Below are 18760 nucleotides of genomic sequence, written 5' to 3'. Positions count from 1 at the left end.
CGCCGACCCTATGCGACTCACTGATTAACCTGTTGTAACCTTTTTGTTCGGTCGGCTACGTCCGCCGCTAGAGGGTTTTTCCGGTGCTGGCCGCCGACGCGGGCGCGGCGGTGACGGTCAGCGCGGCGGCGCCGGGTGTCGCGTCCACCACAACCTCGTCGCCGTCGCGGATCTCTCCGGCGAGCAGCTGGCGGGCCAGCTGGTCGCCGATGGCGGTCTGCACCAGCCGGCGCAACGGCCGGGCGCCGAACACCGGGTCGTAACCGACGTCGGAGAGCCATGCCTTGGCCGCCGGGTGGACGGTCAGGGCGATCCGCCGGTCCCGCAGCCGGTCCCGCAGCCGGTCGAGCTGCAGATCGACGATGCGGGTCAGGTCGTCCCGGCCAAGCTGCTCGAAGACGAGGACGTCGTCGAGCCGGTTGAGGAACTCCGGCTTGAACGCCTCCCGCACCGCGACCATCACCGACTCGCGTCGCACCTGCGGGCTCAGGGTGGGATCGGCGATGAACTGGGAGCCCAGGTTGGAGGTGAGGACGAGGATGGTGTTGCGGAAGTCGACGGTGCGCCCCTGCCCGTCGGTCAGCCGGCCGTCGTCGAGGACCTGCAACAGGATGTCGAACACGTCGGGGTGGGCCTTCTCCACCTCGTCGAGCAGGATCACGCTGTACGGCCGGCGCCGGATCGCCTCGGTGAGCTGGCCGCCGGACTCGAAGCCGATGTAACCGGGGGGCGCGCCGATCAGGCGGGCCACCGAGTGCTTCTCGGCGTACTCGCTCATGTCGATGCGCACGACCGCCCGTTCGTCATCGAACAGGAAGTCGGCCAGCGCCTTGGCGAGCTCGGTCTTGCCGACGCCGGTGGGCCCGAGGAACAGGAACGACCCGGTCGGACGGTCGGGGTCGGCGATGCCGGCCCGGGCCCGCCGGACCGCGTCCGACACCGCCCGCACGGCCTCCTCCTGCCCGATCACCCGGGCGTGCAGCTCGGATTCCATCCGCAGCAGCTTCGCCGTCTCGCCTTCGAGCAGCCGCCCGGCGGGGATGCCCGTCCACGCGGCGACGACCTCGGCGACATCGTCGGGGCCGACCTCGCCGCCGAGCATGGCGCCACCGGACGAACCGGCCGCGGTCACGGCGTCGGTGGCCTCGGTCAGGCGCCGCTCGAGCGCGGGGATCGTGCCGTACCGCAGCTCACCGGCCCTGGCCAGGTCGAGATCACGCTCCGCGAGCTCGGCGGCCCGCCGGCCGTTCTCGAGCTCCTCCTTGATCTTCTGGACCTCGGAGATCGAGTCCTTCTCGCGGTGCCACCGCGCGGTCAGGCCGGACAGCTCCTCCCGCCGGTCGGCCAGTTCCCGCTGCAGGCGCTCGCGGCGCTCCCGGGAGGCGTCGTCGCTCTCCTTCGACAGCGCCATGTCCTCGATCTCCAGGCGGCGCACCGCCCGCTCGAGCTCGTCGATCGCCACCGGACGGCTGTCGATCTCCATCCGTAGCCGGGAGGCGGCCTCGTCCATCAGGTCGATGGCCTTGTCCGGCAGGAACCGCGCGGTGACGTACCGGTCGGACAGGGTGGCCGCGGCGACCAGGGCGGCATCGGTGATCCGCACGCCGTGGTGCACCTCGTAGCGCTCCTTGAGGCCACGCAGGATGCCGATCGAGTCCTCCACCGTGGGCTCGCCGACCAGCACCGGCTGGAAGCGGCGCTCCAGGGCCGGATCCTTCTCGATGCGGGTGCGGTACTCCTCGAGGGTGGTGGCGCCGATCATGCGGAGCTCGCCGCGGGCCAGCATCGGCTTGAGCATGTTGCCGGCATCCATCGCGCCCTCGGCCGCGCCGGCGCCGACGACGGTGTGCAGTTCGTCGATGAAGGTGATGACCTGGCCCTCGGCCTCGCGGATCTCGTTGAGCACCGATGTCAGCCGCTCCTCGAACTCCCCCCGCAGCTTGGAGCCGGCGACCATCGAACCGAGGTCGAGCGAGACGATCCGCCGGCCGCGCAGCGACTCGGGGACGTCGCCCGCGACCACGCGCAGCGCCAGGCCCTCGACGATCGCGGTCTTGCCGACGCCGGGCTCGCCGATGAGTACCGGGTTGTTCTTGGTACGCCGGGCCAGCACCTGGATCACCCGGCGGATCTCGGCGTCCCGCCCGATCACCGGGTCGAGCTTGCCCCGCTGGGCACGCTCGGTGAGATCGATCGAGTACTTCTCCAGCGCCCGGTAGGACCCCTCCGGATCACGGCTGGTGACCCGGTGGGCGCCGCCGCGGACCTGGTCGAACGCGGCCCCCAGCGCATCGGGCGTGGCACCGACCCCGGTCAGGATGCGCCCCGCCTCGCCGCCCTCCTCCGCGATGGCGACCATCAGGTGCTCGACCGAGGTGTACTCGTCGCCGAGGCGAGCGGCCTGCCGCTCGGCGCCCGTCAGCACGGCGATGAGCTGGCGGGACAGCTGGGGGGCGGAGACGCTCATCCCGGTCGCGCGGGGCAGCCGGGAGAGGGCGGCCTCCGCGCGGGTGCGGACGGCCTCGGCCGAGGTACCCACGGACGACAGCAGTGTGGCGCCGACGCCATCCGCGGTCTCGAGGAGCGCGGTGAGCAGATGCAGGGGGTCGACGAGCGGGGACCCGTCGCCGGTGGCTCGACTGATCGCCGCGGAGAGGGCCTCCTGCGAGCGGGCGGTGAGGCGTTCAGCGTTCATCGTTCACCATCCATCGTTCACCGTTCACCGCCCGTCCTGCACCGACGACGACCACCATGGAGGTTCACCCTCGGTGCTCACCGTCGGCGTCTGCCGGTGTGGCGGATCGCGGAGGTCACAGAAGCAGGTCGGTCTGTTCAACGCTCACTATACCTGAGTCGTTCCCACTCAACCTTGATATGGAACCTGGGCTCCCCGCCTGGGGGCGCGGACCGGTTGCGGTCGCCACTCGGGCCGGAGACGGCGAAGGGCTTCTCCTCCGCCGGACAGCGGGAGAGAAGCCCCATGGGACGTGGTCAGCGCCGCGGCAGCGGCCGCCATATCACCACCGCCCCACGCTCGATCGGGACGAGATCACGTCGATGACTCGCGTGCGCCTCGGCCACCCGGCGTTCCGCGTCCGCGCGGGCGTGGGCCAGTTCGTCGGCGAGCTGGCGAACCTGGGCCTGCAGCGCCATCACCTGGGCACCCAGCCGCAGGATCTGCCGAATGCCCTCGAGGTTGACGCCTTCCTCCTGGGACAGCCGCTGCACCTCACGCAGCAGCGCGACATCCCGGGCCGAGTACCGTCGTCCGCGCCCGGGCGTGCGCCCCGGGGTGACGAGCCCGAGCCGGTCGTAGGACCGCAGCGTCTGCGGATGCATGCCGGCGAGCTGCGCGGCGATCGAGATCACGTAGACGGGTGCGTCCTCGTCATGCGCCAGCCCGGGCAGCGGACCGGTGGGGAAATAGCCCTCCGGTCGCCCCTCTGCCACCGGCAGCTGGGCCGGATTCGGTGTGGCGTGCGAGGTCGGTGCCGCCTTCGGCACGGACCTCGCGCCGGGCGGGTCGGATGTGCGATTGGGACGTGCGGTCATTCCCCAGCCTCCATCTGCTCCATCATCGCCGCCCGTGGATCCTCGGGGTGGGCCTGAGCGAACTCGAGCAGCGCGGTGCGGGCCCGGGCGGACAGCGACGACGGCTTGGGCACGACCACCTCAAGGGTGACGATCAGGTCGCCATGACCGCCACCGGAGGTGGGAACACCCCGGCCACGGGCCCGCAGCCGCCGTCCGCTGGAGGTGCCGGCGGGAACCTTCACGGTGAGCGGGGCGCCGTCCAGGGTCGGTACCCGCACCGACGCGCCCAGGGTGGCCTCGGTGATCGTGACCGGCAGCGTGACCATCAGGTTACTGCCCTCCCGGTCGAAGATCGGGTGCCGCAGCACGTGCACGGTGACCTCGAGGTCACCGCCCGGTCCGCCACGCTCGCCGGGCGTGCCACGCCCGCGCACCCGCAGCCGCTGCCCGTCGCTGACCCCCGGCGGGATGCGGATGCGCTGCTCACGCTCCCGCCGACCGGTGCCCCGGCAGTCCGGGCAGGGATGGTCGATCATGGTGCCCTTGCCGAGGCAGTCACGGCAGGGCTCGGACAGCGCGAAACCGCCCTGGGCGCGGGAGACCACGCCGAGCCCGCGGCAGGTCGAACAGGTCCGCGGGGAGGTTCCCGGCCGGGCGCCGCTGCCCTCACAGGTGGTGCAGGTGGCGGCGCCGGGGAGCCGAACCGAGGCCTCGAGACCGGTCAGCGACTTCTCGAACGAGATCGTGAGCTCGGCCTCGATGTCCGTGCCACGGCGGGGACCGCGCCCCGGCGACGAGCGCTGGAACATGTCGAAGAAGCCACCGAGGCCACCACCGCCGTTACCGAGCAGATCCTCGAAGTTGAGGTTCGCTCCGCCGCCCGGGGCACCGAAACCGCCGCCCGGGCCGAAGCCGCCACCGGGTCGGCCGCCGGCGCCGCCGAACGAGCCGGGCCGTCCGCCGGCCGCGAACAGCGCCCGAGCCTCGTCGTACTCGCGCCGACGTGTCTCGTCGGAAAGCACGTCATAGGCTTCGGACACCTCCTTGAACCGGGCCTCCGCCTTGGCGTCCCCCGGGTTCTTGTCGGGGTGCAGCTCGCGAGCCAGCTTGCGGTACGCCTTCTTGATGTCGGCCGCCGTGGCGTCCTTGGGAACGCCGAGAGCGGCGTAATAGTCCTTCTCGACCATGTCGCGAACACTCACGGCGCCCCTCCTTTCGTGGTCGTCTCACCCGGCCGGGCGCCCGCCCCAGCCGACCGTTGCCCGGGTCGGCGCCTGCCCGCCCGACCCGTAGCCCGGGTCGGGCGCTGCTCGGCCGGCCGCACCGTGCCCTGCCCTGCCCTGCTCGCACGCCGCGGTGGTGGCCCGGGAACGCTCCCCGGGCCACCACCCACCCACCGGTCTCAGCCAGCGCTGACGGTAGGCCCGCCGTTGTCCGGGCCGGGAATCGTGCCGGTGTCGTCCGGTACCGGTGCGGCCCGTTCGGTGACCTCGTCGTTGGCTCGCGCCACCGGCTCGGCCGGTTCCCCGGAAGGTTCCGCGACGGACACCTGGGCCGGACGCAGCACCCGACCCGCGTGAAGATAACCGGCGCGGAAGATATCGACGCAGGTGGGGCCGCTGACATCAGACCGGTAGGAGTGCATGAGCGCCTCATGCACGGCCGGGTCGAACTCGTCGCCCGCGACGCCGAACCGCTGGAGCCCGGCCGCTTCGAGCGCGGTTTCCAGCGCCTCCGCGATGGCCTTGAACGGGCCTTCGAGGTCGCCGTGGTCGCGGGCGCGGCCGATGTCGTCGAGGGTGGACAGCAGGCTGGTGAGCACCTTGGCCGTGGCCTGCTCGCCGATCTGCTGCCGGTCCCGCTCGACCCGACGACGGTAGTTGTCGAACTCGGCCTTGAGCCGCTGAAGATCGGCCGTACGCTCGGACGCCTGGAGCCGCAGCGACTCGATCAGCTCGGCATCCGCCGGGTCGACCGCCGAGTGGGACCCGCCACCCTCATCGCCAGGACTGCCACCGGGACCACCGCCGGTCACCGTGCCGCTCTCCGGGCGGACCTCGCCACTGTCCGGGTCGATCCGCCGCCGATCGCGGACGACCACCCGAGGCTCGTCGCCCTCGTCCGGCCCGGAGCCCCACCAGTCGCCGGACTGGCTGGAAGTCACTTCCCGCCCTCCTTGTCCTCGTCGACGATCTCCGCGTCCAGCACGTCGTCGTCCACCGGCCCACCGGCAGCGCCCGGGGTGCCGGCGCCGTCCTGAGCGGCCTGCTCGTACATGGCCTGGCCCATCGCCTGGCTGGCCGCGGCCAGCGCGTCGGCGGCGGTGCGGATGGCGGCCGAGTCGGTGCCCGCGACGGCGCCGCGCAGGGTACCGAGCTTCTCCTCGACATCCGCCTTCAGCGTGGCGTCGAGCTTGTCGCCGTTCTCCGCGAGGAACCGCTCCGTGGAGTAGACCAGCGTCTCGGCCTTGTTACGGGTGTCGGCCTCCTCGCGACGCTGACGGTCCTCCTCGGCGAACTGCTCCGCGTCCCGGACCATCCGGTCGATGTCGTCCCGCGGCAGGGCGGAGCCGCCGGTGATCGTCATCGACTGCTCCTTGCCGGTGCCGAGGTCCTTGGCGGACACGTGCACGATGCCGTTGGCGTCGATGTCGAAGGTGACCTCGATCTGCGGCAGACCACGCGGGGCCGGCGGCAGACCGGTCAGCTCGAACATGCCGAGCTTCTTGTTGTAGGCGGCCATCTCGCGCTCGCCCTGGAAGACCTGGATCTGCACGGACGGCTGGCTGTCCTCCGCCGTGGTGAAGATCTCCGAACGCTTGGTGGGGATCGTGGTGTTGCGCTCGATGAGCTTGGTCATGATCCCCCCCTTCGTCTCGATCCCGAGGGACAGCGGGGTGACGTCGAGGAGCAGAACGTCCTTGACCTCGCCCTTGAGTACACCGGCCTGCAGCGAGGCGCCGACGGCGACGACCTCGTCCGGGTTGACGCCCTTGTTGGGCTCCTTGCCGCCGGTCAGGTCACGAACCAGATCGACGACGGCGGGCATCCGGGTGGAACCACCGACGAGCACGACGTGGTCGATGTCGCTGACCTTGATCCCCGCGTCCTTGACCGCCTGCTGGAACGGGTGCCGGCAACGGTCGATCAGATCCGCGGTCAGCCGCTGGAACTCGGCGCGGCTCAGCGCCGTGTCCAGATGCAGCGGACCATCGGCCGACGCGGTGATGTACGGCAGGTTGATCGTCGTCTGGCTGGACTGCGAAAGCTCGATCTTGGCCTTCTCCGCGGCCTCACGCAGCCGCTGCAACGCCATCTTGTCCTTGCCGAGATCGACCCCGTGCTGACCGTTGAACGTCTTGATCAGATGATCGGTGATCCGCTGGTCCCAGTCGTCACCACCGAGCTTCGTGTCACCGGAGGTCGACTTCACCTCGACCACACCGTCACCGATCTCCAGCAGCGACACGTCGAACGTGCCACCACCAAGGTCGAAGACCAGGATGGTCTGTTCCTTCTCGCCCTTGTCCAGCCCGTAGGCGAGCGCCGCGGCGGTCGGCTCGTTGACGATCCGCAGGACGTTCAGACCCGCGATCGTGCCGGCCTCGGTGGTCGCCTGACGCTGCGCGTCGTCGAAGTAGGCGGGGACGGTGATGACCGCGTCCGCCACCGGCTCGCCCAGGTAGGACTCGGCGTCACGCTTGAGCTTCTGCAGGATGAAGGCGCTGATCTCCTGCGGGGTCAGCTCCTTCGTGTCGACCTTCATCTTCCAGTCGGAGCCCATGTGGCGCTTCACCGACCGGATGGTGCGCTCGACGTTGGTGACCGCCTGACGCTTGGCGACCTCGCCGACCAGGACCTCGCCGTTCTTCGCGAAGGCCACGACCGACGGGGTCGTGCGGGAGCCCTCAGCGTTGGCGATCACCGTGGGTTCACCGCCCTCAAGCACGCTCACGACGGAGTTCGTGGTGCCGAGGTCGATGCCGACCGCTCGTGCCATGTCTGTGTGCCTCTCGATCCATGTCGGCGACGCCCACCGGTGCGCGCGAGCCGACCTCGTGGGGATGGGACCTCTCGAATGACCGCCCTCACCGAGGGTCACCCGGAGATACGGCGCTACTGATGTCGGGACTGACGTACAAAGCTACGTTAGGAGGTCTCGATAGATTGAGTGTACTCGACTCAGGATCAGGCGCCTAGTCCTCCCGGCTGAAAATGAGCCCACCGAACTCAACTTTTCGGCTGTCGCTGGTGTTCCCCGGCCGTCCATGTCCCTCGGCTCGGTCGCCCCCCGCCGGGCCCCGCAGGGCCCGGCCGAGGCATTCGCTCCCAGAGCTACCCAGCCCCGCCCGCCGTCCCCGTCCCCGCCATCCGCCATCCGCCATCCCTGTCGGTCCTGTCGGTCCTGTCGGTCCCGTCCGCCATCCCTGTCGGTCCTGTCCGCCGTCCCCGTCCGACCTGCTTGCCGGGCCTCGGCGGATGGGGTGCGACCTCGACCTGACGGTTCGGATGCGTCGCCGATCGCCCGGGGTAGCTCGACGCTGACGTCACGTGGTGATATCCCCCATCGGCGCCGACACCCCGCTCGCCGACAGCCTGGCGTGACCATAGGCAACTAGTCGGACGCTTGTAGTCACGATCGGGCGGCGTGCGGACGGCCACGCGACTTGCCTCGCCTCATGCCGAGGGTTGTAAGGCCACATGCCGAGGGTTGTTCGGTGAGGCGGGGCCTCGATCTCCGAATAACCCTCGGCATCCTCGATGAGGGCGGCCGCCGCGGCGGCCATCGCGGTCGCGGATCGGTCAACAGCCACTTTCCGGCATCAAGAGAGCACCCTCCGAACGCTGAAAACCGAGCGTTGAGGGTCGGCCCGAAGCCTGAACGGAGAGAAGGTGCCTGACGGACGCCAAGCGCCCGACCGGCTGGCCGGCGACTAACCCATGGCCGACCAGTGACCGGCCGACCAGTGACCGGCCGAGTGATGACCGGCCGACCAGCGGCCGGCCGAGTGATGGCCGGCCGAGTGATGGCCGGCCGAGTGATGGCCGGCCGAGTGATGGCCGGCCGAAGACTGGCCGGCCGAAGACTGGCGACGATGGATGGTCAGGCGTCCGTGGGGGGTGGCGGGTCGGCGGGGGGGTCGCCGCGGTGGCCGGGGGCGCCGGTGCGCTCGGCGGGGTCCCGCGGGGGGCGCACGGCGGCCAGGATGCGGCCGCGTCGTGGGCGGGGGGCGTTCTGGTCGGGGGTGGCGGCCAGGCCGATCGAGGTGATCGGGCTGGGGCTGGGGTCGGCGGGGGAGTCGGGCGCACCGGCGGCGGGGTCGTCGTCGATGGCGGTGTCCGCACGGGCATCCGTGGACTGGCCCGGGACGGCCAGCGGGACGCCACCGCGGGAGTCGGCGCCGGGTACGAGCAGGCCGGTGGGGTCGTCGGCCGTGGGGCGGGGGGTGGGGTCGGCCTGGCGGCGCAGATCGTCCTCGAGCTGGGCCAGACGGTCCAGCAGGTCGCTGGCGTCGCCGTCCCGTTCGCGGATGGTGTGCAGGGTGTCCATCAGGGTCACCCACTGGTCGCGGTCGACGGTGACGTGCTGGGAGAGGCGGTTGGCGCTGTACGCGGGGAAGAGGCGCTCCGCGGCGCTGACGATCTGGCGCACCTCGCCGGGGTTGAGCCGGCCAGCCTTCTTGCGGATGAAGTTGGCGACGTCCTTGATGCTGATGATCGTGACGCCCTCGAGCGCGCCGTCACTCCACAGGACGTTCGCCTCGACCATGACCATGACGGGGCTGACCGGGATCTTGATCATGGGGAGGGCGCCACGGATCTGGCTGCGGACCTCGCCGCCGAGCCAGGCGATGCGGTCGATGACCGGCTTGAGCGACTCGCCGTCGCAGATCGCCCCGCCCTTGGTGTAACGCAGCGTGCCCTTGCTGTTGTCGCTGCCCAGCACCATCACGCCGCCGGGGCCGATGAGCAGGTGGCCGATGGTCGCGTCCGAGTACGGCACTGCCCGGTCATGGAGAATGAGGTATCCGTTACGTCGCAGACGGGCGATGGCCCGGGCTGTCTTGCGCTCCGCCTCGGCGCCTTCGCGCAGCAGCTCGATGTCGGGCGCGGTGCCGAAGGACGCGGCCACGATGCCGGCCGGCCAGGCCACGAGCACCAGGAAGAACACGGCGACCGCCACCGCCGGTTGCCCCAGCCCGAACCCGATGACCAGGGCCAGGATCAGCCCGACGACGGCGGCGCGGGCGGCCGTGCGTGGTAGCTGCCGGGCCAGCCGGTCCCGACGGACCAGGGCCTGGGTCTCCCGGGCTCGCTGGTACTCGGTCTGCAGGGAATGACCGGGGCGGCCGACTCGGGTCATCGTCGGCCGGGTGATCGTTGCCATCGTGCCCACCATGGTTCGCAGGGATCGTCAACGTGGGTAGGGAGCTCGTCCGCGCGGTGCGCCGGACGCCGTCACGGCAGCGCTGGTGCGGACCCCCGTGCAGCCTGATGATCCAGCACCTTGATGATTCAGGTGTCACGCATGGTCCGATCGCCCGGTGACCGTGGGCGAGAGGCCAGTCCTATGGTGCGTCGATCGTCCCTGTGACACAAGGACTGACATCATCGGCGGACGCACGTGTGGGCCGAGAGGGGCGCCCACGCGGCAGGCGAACGTGGCCTGGATGGGTCCGCCTCACCCACCGCGGCCCGAACCGGGTCCGACCAAGCGCAGGGCCTCGTTCTGTCAGACCGTGACGACAGGTAGTCGAAACGGGGGTGGACTGTTGCGTGCCGGTTGGGACTATGGCACCGAAAGTAGCAGGCCGGGTCGATCGGTGCGGGCGATCGGACCTTCCAGCCCCCTATGTCGGGCCGCTTGGACCACATCGTGGCAGGGTCGGGGGTGGACGGGAGTGCCACCTCCGGTGTTGCTGGGTCGGCTCAGGCCGGGATCACAACCCGGAGCAAAAGAAGCCACTCGGACCACGGTTCGGGGGGCGGGTGGCACAACTCACTCGCCACATATGTTACCGGCCAGTACGAGTAGGCTCGCCCGAAGTGGTGGGTCCAGATGGAGGATGCTGTGAGACTTGCGATCGGTGGAGCGATCACCCTGATCGCTCTCGCGGTTGCCGGGCGTCGGGTTTTCTGGCTGTTCCGGCTGATCCGGTCGGGCCAGCCGGCACCGGGCCGCCTGGACGATCTACCCGGCCGCATCTGGACGGAGATCAGTGAGGTCGGCGGCCAGCGCAAGCTGCTGAAGTGGTCGGTGCCGGGTATCGCGCACCTGTTCACCTTCTGGGGCTTCACGATCCTGCTGCTGACCGTCATCGAGGCCTATGGCGGCCTGTTCGACGACGACTTCCACATCCCGCTGTTCGGGCACTGGGCGGCCATCGGCTTCCTGGAGGACTTCTTCGCCGTCGCCGTCCTGGGCGGACTGATCGCCTTCACGATCATCCGGTGGAAGAACGCGCCGGCCCGCCTCGACCGCAAGTCGCGGTTCTACGGCTCGCACACCGGGCCGGCCTGGGTCATTCTCGGCCTGATCACGGCGGTCGTCGTGACCCTGCTGATCTGCCGTGGCGCCCAGTACAACACCGGTAACCTGCCGCAGGGCCAGACCAAGTGGGCCTTCGCCTCCTACGCCGTCAGCCGCGCCTTCTCCGGGCTGTCGCACGAGGTGAACGAGAACATCGAGACCGCGTTCCTGCTGCTCAACATCGCCGTCATCATGGGCTTCTCGGTCCTGGTGGTGTACTCGAAGCACCTGCACATCGGCCTGGCGCCGATCAACGTCGTGCTCAAGCGCCAGCCGGTCGCGCTCGGCCCGCTGGGCAGCACCCCCGACATCGAGAAGCTGATGGAGGAGGACGAGCCGGTCGTCGGTGTCGGCAAGGTCGAGGACTTCTCCTGGAAGGCGATGCTCGACTTCTCCACCTGCACCGAGTGCGGCCGTTGCCAGAGCCAGTGCCCGGCCTGGAACACCGGCAAGCCGCTGTCGCCGAAGCTGCTCATCATGGACCTGCGCGACCATCTGTTCGCCAAGGCGCCGTACCTGCTGGCCACCAAGGGTGCCGGCGCGGGCGAGGGTGACGAGGCGCCGAAGGCGGTCACCGGGGTCGAGGAGGATGCCGGCCACGGCCACCACGGTGTGCCCGAGTCCGGCTTCGGCCGCGTCCCGCAGCCCGGCCAGCCCCAGGTCGACCGTCCGCTCGTCGGCACCGCCGAGGAGGGCGGGGTCATCGACCCCGACGTGCTGTGGTCCTGCACCAACTGCGGTGCCTGCGTCGAGCAGTGCCCGGTGGACATCGAGCACGTCGACCACATCGTCGACATGCGCCGCTACCAGGTGATGATCGAGTCGGCGTTCCCGTCCGAGGCCGGGGTGATGCTGCGCAACCTGGAGAACAACGGCAACCCGTGGGGGGTCTCGCCGCGCACCCGGACCGAGTGGACCGAGGGCCTGCCGTTCGAGGTCCGCATCATCGGCGACGGCGAGCAGATCCCCGAGGACGTCGAGTACCTCTACTGGGTCGGCTGCGCCGGTGCGATCGAGGACCGGGCCAAGAAGGTCGCCCGCTCCTTCGCCGAACTGCTGCACATCGCCGGTGTCGAGTTCGCCATTCTCGGCACCAACGAATCCTGCACCGGTGACCCGGCCCGCCGTCTCGGCAACGAGTACCTGTACCAGGAGATCGCCAAGGCGAACATCGAGCTGTTGAACTCCACGGGCGTCAAGAAGATCGTCGCGACCTGCCCGCACTGCTTCAACAGCCTTGCCCGGGAGTACTCCTCCCTCGGCGGCACCTACGAGGTCGTGCACCACACCCAGCTGCTCGGCAAACTGGTCGAGGACCGCAAGCTGGTGCCGATCACGCCGGTGGAGTCCTCGGTCACCTACCACGACCCGTGCTTCCTCGGTCGGCACAACAAGGTCTACACGCCGCCCCGGGAGATCCTCGAGGCCATTCCCGGTATCCGCGGCCAGGAAATGCACCGCTGCAAGGACCGCGGTTTCTGCTGCGGCGCCGGTGGCGCTCGGATGTGGATGGAAGAGAAGATCGGCAAGCGGGTCAACGTCGACCGGATGGAAGAGGCGCTCGGCCTCGACCCGGACGTCGTCTCGACCGCCTGCCCCTTCTGCATCGTGATGCTGACCGACGCCGTCACCGAGAAGAAGCTCGCCGGGGAGGCGAAGGAGAGCGTCGAGGTGCTCGACGTCTCCCAGCTACTGGCACGCTCGCTGCAGCCGGCCGCACCGGCGGCTCCGGCCGAGCCCGCTCCCGCGGAGCCGGTCTCCTGACCGAGCCGCGCCGGCCCGTCTGACACCACGACCCGGCCCCCGAGTCCGCCAGCCGCACCGGTTGGCCGCTCGGGGGCCGTCGTCGTCGCAGGGCCGTCGTCGTTGCAGGGGGCTTCGTCGTTTCCGGGTGTTTCCGGGTGTTTCCGGGTGCGCCCGGTGTCTCGGCGTTTCTGGTGCTTCGGTGCTGCTGGTGGCCTGGTCAGGTGGAGTCGCGGACCGGCCAGCGGGTGAAGTCGCGGTGGGCGCGGGACGGGGTGGGGCCGCGCTGGCCCTGGTAGCGGGAGCCGTAGACGGCGGAGCCATAGGAGTGCTCGGCGGGCGAGGACAGCCGGAACAGGCACAGCTGGCCGATCTTCATCCCTGGCCAGAGCTTGATCGGCAGGGTGGCGACGTTGGAGAGCTCCAGCGTGACATGCCCGGAGAAGCCGGGATCGATGAAGCCGGCGGTGGAGTGGGTCAGCAGACCGAGCCGGCCCAGGCTCGACTTGCCCTCGAGCCGGCCGGCGAGATCGTCCGGCAACGTGATGATCTCCAGCGTGGAACCGAGCACGAACTCGCCGGGGTGCAGCACGAACGGATCCTCGCCGTCCGGCTCGAGTAGATCGGTGAGGTCGTCCTGTTCCACCGACGGGTCGATGTGGGTGTAACGGTGGTTCGCGAAGACGCGGAACCACCGGTCCAGGCGCAGGTCCACGCTGGACGGCTGGATCAGCGCGGGGTCATGGGGGTCGAGGCGAACCCGGCCCGCGGTGATCTCGGCCCGGATGTCCCGGTCGGACAGCAGCACGCGTATGAGCATGTCACGTCCGTCGGCCGGACGAAGCGGCCCGCTGTGCCGTCCGCCCGGCCAGCGGATGTGGTGACCGACTCGGGAGTGGCATCGGGGCGCCCGGCGTGTTGGTACGTAGCGTGACACGGGTAGGACTCGGACCGCCCGGACGGGATGTTTCCGGCCGGCGATCAGTCGGCGATATGCCGATGGATGGGCGACAGACGACGAATGCGGAAGACAGGCGGGAGAACCATGCTCGGGCTACCCGATCACGTCACGGCATGTCTGTTCGATCTCGATGGCGTGCTGACGAACACGGCCACCCTCCACGCGGCAGCGTGGAAGGAGATGTTCGACGAATTCCTGGAGAACTGGGCACATCGAAGTGGCGACCCGTTCGTCCCCTTCGACATCGGCAGCGACTACACCGCGCACGTCGACGGTCGGCCACGCGTCGACGGTGTCCGTGCGTTCCTCGCGTCCCGCAATATCGGGATTCCGGACGGGACGGTGGACGATCCGCCGTCCGCGCTCACCGTGCACGCGCTGGCCACCCGAAAGAACATCCTGGTGCAGCGGCGGATCACCGCCGACGGGGTGGACGTCTACCCGGGCTCGGTCGACTACCTGCGCGAACTCGCCGCCGCCGACGTGCCACGGGCGGTGGTGTCCTCGAGCGCGAACTGCGTCGAGGTGCTGCGGGTGACAGGCCTGGACGCCCTGGTGGCCGAGGTGGTCGACGGGGTGGTCGCGGCGCGTGAGGACCTCGCCGGCAAGCCGGCGCCGGACACCTTCCTCGCCGGGGCGCGCCGCCTGGGCGTACGCCCCGAGCAGACGGCGGTGTTCGAGGACGCGTTGGCGGGGGTGGAGGCCGGCCGGGCCGGTCGGTTCGGCTACGTGGTGGGGGTCGACCGGGTCGGTGCCGGCCACGGCGAGGCCCTGCGCGCCCACGGCGCCGACATCGTCGTGCGCGACCTGGCGCAGCTGCGGGAGCCGGCCGGGTCCGGGCACGGCCAGGCATGATCGAAAAAGCCAGCTATGTGGTCGAGCCGTGGACGCTGCGGGAGTCGGGGCTGGACGTCGACGATCTCGGCCGGTCGGAGTCGCTGTTCGCGCTGTCGAACGGCCATATCGGCCTGCGCGGCAACCTGGACGAGGGCGATCCGCACGGACTGCCCGGCAGCTATCTGAACTCCGTACACGAACTACGGCCGTTGCCGTACGCCGAGGCCGGCTACGGCTATCCGGAGTCCGGGCAGACCGTCATCAACGTCACCAACGGCAAGCTGATCCGTCTGCTGGTCGACGACGAGCCGTTCGACGTCCGCTACGGGGAACTGCGCTCCCATCAGCGCCGGATCGACTTCCGGGAAGGGGTGCTGCACCGCGAGGTCGAATGGGTCTCCCCGGCAGGCCAGGCCGTCCGGGTACGTTCCGGTCGGCTGGTGTCGTTCTCCCAGCGTTCGATCGCCGCCTTCTACTACGAGGTCGAGGCGATCGGTGACGCGGCGCGGGTGGTCGTCCAGTCGGAGCTCGTCGCCAACGAGCAGCTGCCGGTGTTCAAGGGCGATCCGCGGGCGGCCGCGGCCCTGGAGTCACCGCTGGTGTCCGAACTGCACCATGCGGGCGCCACCAAGGTCGAGACGCTGCACATCACCCGCAACAGCGAGATCCGGGTGGCCGCGGCGATGGACCATCATTTCGAGGGACCGGATTCGATCGGGGTCTACACGGAAAGCGAGCCCGATGCCGGCCGGGTGACCGCGACCGTCGTCCTGCAGCCAGGGCAGAAGCTGCGGATGGTCAAGTGGCTGGCCTACGGATGGTCGGAGCAGCGTTCGCTGCCGGCGCTGCGCGACCAGGCGTCCGCCGCGCTGATCGCCGCCCGCCAGACCGGCTGGTCCGGGCTGGTACAGGAGCAGAAGGAATACCTGGACGCGTTCTGGGCCCGCGCCGATGTCGAGGTCGACGGGGACCCGGAGGTGCAGCAGGCGGTCCGGTTCGCGCTGTTCCACGTGCTCCAGGCCGGGGCGCGGGCCGAGCGGCGGGCGATTCCGGCAAAGGGACTGACCGGTCCCGGCTACGACGGGCACGCCTTCTGGGATTCCGAGTCGTATGTCCTGCCGGTGCTGACCTACACCGCGCCGGACGCCGCCCGGGACGCGCTGCGCTGGCGGCACACGACGCTGCCCCTGGCCCGGGAACGCGCCGAGCTGTTCAATCTGGCGGGCGCGGTGTTTCCCTGGCGGACCATCCACGGTGAGGAGTGTTCCGGATACTGGCCGGCGGGCACGGCCGCCTTCCACGTCAACGCGGATATCGCCGACGCCGTCGCCCGCTACGTCAACGTCACCGAGGACACCCGGTTCGAACGCGACGAGGGCCTGGAACTGCTCGTCGAGACGGCCCGGCTGTGGCGCTCACTGGGCCACCACGACCTGGACGGACGATTCCGCATCGACGGCGTCACCGGCCCGGACGAGTACTCGGCGATCGCCGACAACAACGTCTACACCAACCTGATGGCCAAACGGAACCTGCTGGCCGCCGCGGCCGCCGCCCGCCGCCATCCGGGTCGGGCCGCCGAACTCGGCGTGAACGCCGAGGTGGCGGCCTCCTGGCGGGACGCCGCCGAGGACATGTACATCCCCTACGACGCGAACCTGGGCGTCCATCCACAGTCGGAGGGTTTCACCGAGCACGAGGCCTGGGACTTCGAGAACACCAAGGCCGAGCAGTATCCGCTGCTGCTGCACTTCCCCTATTTCGACCTCTACCGCCGCCAGGTCGTCAAGCAGGCGGATCTGGTGCTCGCCATGCAGCGATGCGGCGACGCCTTCACACACGACGAGAAGATCCGCAACTTCGCCTACTACGAGGCGCTGACCGTCCGGGACTCGTCGTTGTCGGCGTGTTGCCAGGCCGTGCTCGCCGCCGAATGCGGCCATCTCTCCCTCGCGCACGACTATCTGCGCGAGGCCGCCCTGATGGACCTGCGCGACATCGAACACAACACCCGCGACGGCCTGCACATCGCCTCCCTGGCCGGTAGCTGGATCGCCCTGGTGGAGGGATTCGGTGGCCTGCGCGACTCCGGCGAGGTCATCGCGTTCGCACCACGGCTGCCCGAGGGCCTCACCCGGCTCAGGTTCGGTCTGGGGGTGCGAGGCCGGCTGCTGCGGGTCGAGGTGACCGCCGCGGAGGCCACGTACACGGTGTCCTCCGGGCCGGCGATGACGTTGCTGCACCATGGCCGGACGGTCCGCGTCCAGCCCGGCGAGCCGGAGAGCCTGGAGATCCCGCCGGTGCCGCTGCTCGAACGCCCGAAACAGCCCGCCGGCCGCGAGCCGCTGAGCTACCTGCGCCCACCCGGCTCCGGCGCCCAGTCGACCTCCTCCACTCCCGCGTCCCGCCCAGGCGGTGACGTCAACGGCTGAGCCGCTCATCCGGTACGATGCGGTTGCACCACGCGGGCGTAGTTCAGAGGCAGAACACGAGCTTCCCAAGCTTGCAACGCGGGTTCGATTCCCGTCGCCCGCTCCATCTCTTCGTCCCTGATCAGAGCTCACTCCGGCCAGGGGCTCTTCGTAGCTGCTCCCGATCGGGCTACGAGCCATCCATGGGCCACTCCGTGTATGGCAGCGCTGTAAGCTACGCGATCAGCTACATATACGTCGATCGAATTCTAGTCAGGTGCAGCATTCCTTCACTGGTAATTGCCGAGCCCCAACTAGCCATGGTAGCCGGCTGAACTGTTTTTCTGACCCCTGTTGCCGGACGCCAGCCGGGTGCATGCCACCACGGCTGATATCGGCACTGTCACGATGCTCGGTATCCTCGGTACGGAGTGGCATATGTACTGAACTGCCGAATCATAGCTGACGAGGGGCCGACGACATCATCATCAGTGATCTATCTTTGGCTGATCGTGGCTCTCACTCTTGGCATGCTCGTACCTGGTGATTTGCGTACGAGCGTAATCGTCAGTGGAGAATCCTCGTGTTAGGGGGAGTTGCTGCTCTCCGAGAAAAGGGCCCGGGTATCGCTGAAATGCAGATTTTGGGAACCATGCTGGATGCAACTCACATCCAACTGCGATGGCTAACTGTGCCAGTGGAAACCAGATGGTCGACAGCGCGATCAATCTGATTTTCCTTGAATAGCATCGCTTTTCGGGGAGTCCAGGAGGCAACGTATTTATGAAGACTCTCACGACTGCTGATCTGCTTCTCAGCGCGGGTGAGCGCCCAATGCGTGGTCGCGAGAAGCTCCAGACCATAGGGTGTCTCCCAGCCATCAACCAGACGGCGGACTTGCACCAAGTGGTCTAGCGATTCTTCCCGGCCCTGCAGGAACGACTCGGCTTCTCGCTCTGCTCCCGGCAGCAAGTGGATACGAGGCTCCCGGCTTCGGTCGCCATATCCGCGGGTGTAGTGACCCTCCATCGCCTGCAGTACATGATTGAGGTTCTCGGCGTAGGGGCCATAGGCAGCTTTCGTGTATCTTAGAAGCAGCTTTTCGCCGACTTCTTGCATGAAATAGGCAAGTTTTTGAACTTCGAGCGCGCTTAGGCGAAAATCATCGCTTGTGCGGTATTGATGCATCATGAGTATCATGATCGCGCGACCCGCTGTCATGCGCGGACGATCGGTGTGGACGGGCATGACATCGGCGGAAGGAGCGCCTTCTGGCGAATAAAGCTTGATTTCCACGTCGAGTTCGCTAAGCGCTGCAACAACGAGTGGACGTACGTCGTTCCAATCGAGACCACCATTACCGCAGCCCAAAGGCGGGATGGCGACGCTCTTAATTTTATACTTGACAAGTACCTTGACGAGATCCTGCAGTCCATCTCGAATATCGGCTGTTCGGCTGCGTTCCCGCCAATGTCGCTTTGTTGGGAAGTTAATTATGTAGCGAGGGTGTAGCTGTTCGGTTATGTGAACGAGCATCCGTCCCGGTGTTACCTCGCCATGCCGCGCCGCTCGCTGGTACTCCTTGAAATTCTCGGGAAAGGCCTGGCGAAATTGAAGCGCGATCCCTTTTCCTGCGACTCCGACGGTGTTAACCGTATTAACCAGGGCTTCGGCTTCTGCTTCAAGGAGATTCCCCGATGCTTCGATAATCATCACCTTCCTCCTTTCCTGAGATTCCTAATAA

11 protein-coding genes and 1 tRNA gene are annotated in these 18760 nt (G+C 68.8%); 4 read left to right on the top strand and 8 right to left on the bottom strand.

Annotated elements, in window-relative coordinates:
- Positions 1-67: 67 nt before the first annotated feature.
- The 6 genes from clpB to MXD59_RS01035 all read right to left on the bottom strand — a co-directional run bounded on the left by clpB (position 68) and on the right by MXD59_RS01035 (position 9921).
- A complete protein-coding gene (clpB, locus tag MXD59_RS01060) occupies positions 68-2695 on the bottom strand; it encodes an ATP-dependent chaperone ClpB (RefSeq protein WP_248823046.1) in 2628 nt (875 codons plus the stop codon).
- A 296-nt stretch (positions 2696-2991) separates the two neighbouring features.
- Positions 2992-3552, bottom strand: coding sequence for a heat shock protein transcriptional repressor HspR (locus MXD59_RS01055; protein WP_248811268.1), 561 nt, complete (start codon positions 3550-3552; stop codon positions 2992-2994).
- A complete protein-coding gene (gene dnaJ / locus MXD59_RS01050; protein WP_248811269.1) occupies positions 3549-4736 on the bottom strand; it encodes a molecular chaperone DnaJ in 1188 nt (395 codons plus the stop codon). The genes MXD59_RS01055 and dnaJ overlap by 4 nt, the downstream gene beginning before the upstream one ends.
- A gap of 200 nt (positions 4737-4936) precedes the next feature.
- Entirely contained in the window at positions 4937-5698 is a 762-nt protein-coding gene (gene grpE / locus MXD59_RS01045) for a nucleotide exchange factor GrpE (protein ID WP_248823045.1), read from the bottom strand.
- Complete coding sequence (gene dnaK, locus MXD59_RS01040; protein WP_163548772.1) at positions 5695-7533, bottom strand: molecular chaperone DnaK; 1839 nt, start codon at positions 7531-7533, stop codon at positions 5695-5697. The genes grpE and dnaK overlap by 4 nt, the downstream gene beginning before the upstream one ends.
- A 1104-nt stretch (positions 7534-8637) precedes the next feature.
- Positions 8638-9921, bottom strand: a complete 1284-nt coding sequence (locus MXD59_RS01035) for an NERD domain-containing protein (RefSeq protein ID WP_248823044.1) — start codon at positions 9919-9921, stop codon at positions 8638-8640.
- Between the two features lie 684 nt (positions 9922-10605).
- On the opposite strand from MXD59_RS01035, the gene MXD59_RS01030 reads away from it, so the two are divergent.
- A complete protein-coding gene (locus MXD59_RS01030; protein ID WP_248823043.1) occupies positions 10606-12828 on the top strand; it encodes a (Fe-S)-binding protein in 2223 nt (740 codons plus the stop codon).
- Between the two features lie 199 nt (positions 12829-13027).
- Here the strand turns inward: MXD59_RS01030 and dcd are convergent, their stop codons facing one another.
- On the bottom strand, positions 13028-13615 hold the full coding sequence (dcd, locus tag MXD59_RS01025; RefSeq protein WP_163549903.1) for a dCTP deaminase: 588 nt from the start codon (positions 13613-13615) through the stop codon (positions 13028-13030).
- 237 nt (positions 13616-13852) lie between these two features.
- On the opposite strand from dcd, the gene MXD59_RS01020 reads away from it, so the two are divergent.
- The 3 genes from MXD59_RS01020 (at position 13853) to MXD59_RS01010 (ending at position 17143) form a co-directional block, all read left to right on the top strand.
- Positions 13853-14623 (top strand): HAD family hydrolase, encoded by a 771-nt coding sequence (locus tag MXD59_RS01020; protein ID WP_248823227.1) that lies wholly within the window; start codon positions 13853-13855, stop codon positions 14621-14623.
- A complete protein-coding gene (locus MXD59_RS01015; RefSeq protein WP_248823042.1) occupies positions 14620-17037 on the top strand; it encodes a glycoside hydrolase family 65 protein in 2418 nt (805 codons plus the stop codon). Before MXD59_RS01020 ends, MXD59_RS01015 begins: the two co-directional genes overlap by 4 nt.
- A gap of 32 nt (positions 17038-17069) precedes the next feature.
- A tRNA-Gly gene (locus MXD59_RS01010) sits at positions 17070-17143 on the top strand.
- A gap of 539 nt (positions 17144-17682) precedes the next feature.
- On the opposite strand, the gene darG is transcribed toward MXD59_RS01010, so the two are convergent.
- The gene (darG, locus tag MXD59_RS01005; RefSeq protein WP_248823041.1) at positions 17683-18729 is read right to left on the bottom strand and encodes a type II toxin-antitoxin system antitoxin DNA ADP-ribosyl glycohydrolase DarG; all 1047 of its coding nucleotides are present in this window, start codon (positions 18727-18729) and stop codon (positions 17683-17685) included.
- Positions 18730-18760: the final 31 nt, after the last annotated feature.

It is taken from the genome of Frankia umida (assembly GCF_023242945.1).
GTDB lineage: Bacteria > Actinomycetota > Actinomycetes > Frankiales > Frankiaceae > Frankia > Frankia umida.
The sequence above is the reverse complement of the archived record's forward strand: the minus strand, read 5'-3'. Positions and strand labels throughout refer to the sequence as shown.